The following is a 4,142-nucleotide window of genomic DNA, read 5'->3' as shown; positions in this document are numbered from 1 at the left end:
GTGTCAACGCCTGATACTCCGTCGGGCAACCTCGCCAGAAAAGAGCGGATCTGAGCCCGTAGATCGCGGACCTGCTCGACCGACTCGTTGACCTCCGTCACCTTGTCTCGGACCTCTCGCAAGAACTCGAACTGCGCCTGCAGATCGTCCGGGGTCGAGGACGAACGCGGATCCAGTAGAATCTCAAACGGGACCTCCAGGCTGTCGGCCTCGAGGACGAGACGCGCGGTGTAGCTGCCGGGGGTCGCCTGCGGACCGTTCAAGCCGCCGCCCCAAAAGATCATCCCGTCGAACCGAGCGGCGTCGGGGTAGCGACGTCCCCAGACGACACGGTTCATACCGGCCTCGAGGGGGAGCTCGAACTCGTCGTCGTCGGGCGTAAACGTCTGGACGACTTCGCCCGTCCGGTCGATGATCTTGAGCGCAGCGCTGGCCGAGTCGGGCATCGCTTCGGCGAGTCGGTAGTGGACGACGACGCCAGACTCGGGGTTGGTGCCGGCGCCACGCGTCACGGCTTGGCGGTACCCGTCAACGCGGTAGGTCGGCTTCGGCTCGAACAGCCACGCGTCGGCTTGGAGGACGGCGGGCTCGAGCTGGCGGAGCGGCGTCAGGTCATCGAGGACGTAGAAGCCGCGGCCTTGCGTCGCGACGACCAGTTCGCCCTGGCGCACGTCGAGGTCGGTGACGGGCACGATGGGCAGGTTGAGCTGGAACGGCTGCCAGTTCTCGCCGTCGTCGAACGAGACGAACATGCCGCGCTCGGTGCCAGCGTACAGGAGTCCAGCGCGCTCAGGATCGGCGCGGATGACGCGCGTGAAGGCGGGCGATTCAATGCCGTCGTCGATGCGTTGCCACGTCGCACCGTAGTCGGCGGTGCGCAGGAGGTACGGGGCGAAGTCGTCGACTTTGTAGCGTGTCGCGGCGACGTAGAGAGCGCCTGGGCGCATGGGATCGGCCTCGATGGAGTTGATCATCGCGTCGGACGGCAGGAGTCGCTCGACGGGCGTGATGTCGGTCCACGAGTCGCCGCCGTCGCGCGTGATGTGCAACAGGCCGTCGTCGCTGCCGACCCAGATCGTGCCCTCGTCGTGTGGGCTTTCCTCGAGGGCGAAGATGGTCGCGTAGTACTCGACCGACGTGTTGTCTTGGGTGATCGGACCGCCTGACGACTCCAAGGTGGCGGGGTCGGCTCGCGTCAGGTCGGGCGAGATCGGAATCCACGTCTGACCGTAGTTGGTCGAGCGGTAAAGACGGTTTCCAGCGGCGAACAGGGGGAAGTCGTTCGTTTCGGGATCTCGGTACTGGGAGAACAGCAAGGGGAAGTTCCACTGGAAGCGGATCTTGAGATCCTTCGCGGGTGCTCCAATCGGGTTCTCGGGCCACACGTTGACGATGCGGCTCTCGCCGGTCCGGTGGTTCACCATCTGCAGGAAGCCGCCGTAGCTCCCGCCGAACACGATGTCTGGGTCGTCGGGGTGTGGAGCGAGCCAGCCGGACTCACCGCCGGCGGAGGGCTCCCAGTCGCGCTCCGTGATCGAGCCTCCGGCGCTGCGGTGCGCGATTCGGATGGTCGAGTTGTCTTGCTGGCCTCCGTAGATCCGGTACGGGAAGTGGTTGTCGGTCGTGACGCGGTAGAACTGCGCCGTCGGCTGGTTGAGGTAGGTGCTCCACGTGTCGCCGCCGTCGAACGTGACCTGGGCGCCGCCGTCGTCCGCGATCACGATGCGGTCGCCGTCTTCGGGCGCGATCCAGATGTCGTGATGGTCGGCGTGCGGCGTCCGGACGTCCTCGAAGGTGCGCCCGCCGTCGGCCGACACCCAGAGCTGGACGTTGAGCACCCACACCTTGTCGGGGTCCTCGGAGTCGGCGCCTAGGCGCGTGAAGTACCACGAGCGCTGGCGCAGATTGCGATCGGCCGAGACCAACGTCCAGGTCTCCCCCGCGTCGTCGGAGCGGAACAGGCCACCGTTCTCGTTCTCGACGAGCGCGTAGACGCGGTCGGGATCGGCCGGCGAAATCGAGACCGCGCTGATGCCCCACGTGCCCTCGGGGAAGCCCGGCGCGCCCGAGATGTCCGTCCAGGTGTCGCCGCCGTCGGTCGACTTCCAGATGGACGAGCCCTCTCCCCCGCTCGAGAAGCTGTACGGTGTCCGGCGGACGCGCCAGATGCTCGCGTACAGGATGCGCGGATTGGTCGGGTCCATCTCGAGTTCGAAGGCGCCTGCGTTCTCGTTGACGAACAGGACGTGCTCCCACGTCTCGCCGCCGTCGCGCGAGCGGAAGACGCCGCGCTCCTCGTTCGGCCCGAACGCATGTCCCAAAACCGCTGCATAGACCACGTCCTCGTCGCGCGGGTGGACCACCATGCGCGGGATGTGCTGCCCGCCCTCGAAGCCCAGGCTCCGCCACGAGCGGCCGGCGTCGTCGCTCTTCCACATCCCCCACCCCGGCGATACGTTGCCCCGAAGCGATTTTTCGCCACCTCCGACATAGATCACATTGGGATCGCTCGGAGCGACGGCCACACTCCCAATGCTCCCGCCGAAGTAGCCGTCCGAGATGTTCTCCCAGCTTCCGCCGCCGTCGCGCGTTCGCCAGACGCCACCGCCGGTCGCGCCCTGGTAGTACGTCAGCGGATCGCCCTCGATGCCGGCGACGCCTGACGCTCGGCCCCCTCGGAACGGCCCTACGAGTCGGTATTCGAGCGACGAGAACAGCGTCGAGTCGTACTGGACCCGCTGCGCCTCGACCTCGAGAGCGGTGACAGGGAGCAGAAGCAGGGCGAGTAGAAAGCGGTACATCGAGGACGGAGACGTGGGTCGGTCAGTGTACCGCAGCGACCTCGACGTGTCGAGTTCTCTCAGACTCGCCGGACGGAGCGCCCTTGAGGTCGGATACTGTGTCCTGGCTGCCCGATCCTCCATGACCCTGACCTCGAAGCAACGCGCTCACCTGCGTGGCCTGTCCCACTCGCTCAAGCCGACCGCCCACGTCGGCAAGGACGGCGTGACGCCGGCCGTCGTCCGGTCGCTGCTGGAGACGTTTCAGCAGCACGAACTGGTCAAGGTGCGCGTCTTAGAGAACGCGCCGGACAGCGCGAAGAGCTTGGCGCACGAGATCGCCGAAAAGCTAGCGGGCGCACACGTCGTCCAGACGATGGGCCGCAACGTGACGCTTTACCGTCCCGACCCGGAGGAGCCGACGATCGCACTGCCGCGCTAGGTCGCCGCGCTGGGGTATAAGAGGTAAAGGGCTGAGCGATGTGGCGCCCTCGAGGACGACGGGAGTCCGTAAGACAGTCTCCGAGGCGATTCTGGGCGTCCTCGAGGGCGAACCTGAACAAGTACGGCGGGAGGGATCGATTCCTCTCTTGCCCCTTCCTTGCAATATTCCCCTTCTACGCCGCTCGCCGAACGGCCTCGAGGACGCGCGTGTGGACCTCGGGGTGGAACGGGCTCGGGACCAACTCCTCATTCGGCGCCAGGTCGCTGATCGCTTGGGCCGCCGCGATCTTCATCGGGTTGGTGATTGCAGGTGCGCCCACGTCGAGAGCGGCCTTGAACAGGCCCGGGAACGCGAGCGCGTTGTTGACGCTCCGGCCGTCAGCGGCAAACGCGGCGCCGGCCTCGAGGGCGGCCTCCGGCGTGATTTCGGGGACCGGGTTAGAGAGCGCGAGCACGATCTGGCCGGGGCGGATCAACTCCGGAGTGAGCAACCCGACGACGCCTGTCGTGGCAATCAGGACATCCGCTTGGGCGGCAGCGTCCTCGAGGCTGGCAGTCGTTCCGCCGAGGGCTTCGAGGCGGTTTCGGGCATCGGAACCGGGATCGACGCCGATGACGCGGAACCCGGCCGTGAGCAGCAATCGAGCGATCGCAAGGCCGGCCGCGCCGAGTCCGACCTGTGCGCAGGTCAGGTCGCGGTCGCCCTGCCGGCCCGTCTGGCGAAGGGCACTAAAGACCGCTGCCAAGAGCACCGTCGCCGTTCCGTGCTGGTCGTCGTGCATGACCGGCTGCGGGAGGCGGCGGATCAGCTCCTCCTCGATCCAGAAGCAATCCGGTGTTCGAATGTCCTCGAGGTGGATGCCGCCGAAACCCGGAGCGATGCGGACGACGGTCTCAACAAATGCCTCGGGGTCCTCC

At 66.8% G+C, this 4,142-nt stretch carries 3 protein-coding genes; 1 reads left to right on the top strand and 2 read right to left on the bottom strand.

What is annotated here, in order from left to right:
* Positions 1–2,801, bottom strand: a 2,801-nt coding sequence (locus WBA11_RS16240) for a WD40/YVTN/BNR-like repeat-containing protein (RefSeq protein WP_424521698.1), incomplete at its 3' end; no start/stop codon positions are given.
* A gap of 121 nt (positions 2,802–2,922) precedes the next feature.
* On the opposite strand from WBA11_RS16240, the gene WBA11_RS16235 reads away from it, so the two are divergent.
* On the top strand, positions 2,923–3,222 hold the full coding sequence (locus WBA11_RS16235; protein WP_424521697.1) for a YhbY family RNA-binding protein: 300 nt from the start codon (positions 2,923–2,925) through the stop codon (positions 3,220–3,222).
* 175 nt (positions 3,223–3,397) lie between these two features.
* Here the strand turns inward: WBA11_RS16235 and WBA11_RS16230 are convergent.
* Positions 3,398–4,142 (bottom strand): NAD(P)-dependent oxidoreductase (locus WBA11_RS16230; protein WP_424521696.1); only part of this gene is annotated, 745 nt, incomplete at its 5' end.

Origin of the sequence: Rubrivirga sp. (assembly GCF_049648075.1) — a bacterium.
In the GTDB taxonomy this organism is placed as follows: Bacteria; Bacteroidota; Rhodothermia; order Rhodothermales; family Rubricoccaceae; genus Rubrivirga.
This window is presented reverse-complemented; position numbering and strand designations above follow the sequence as displayed.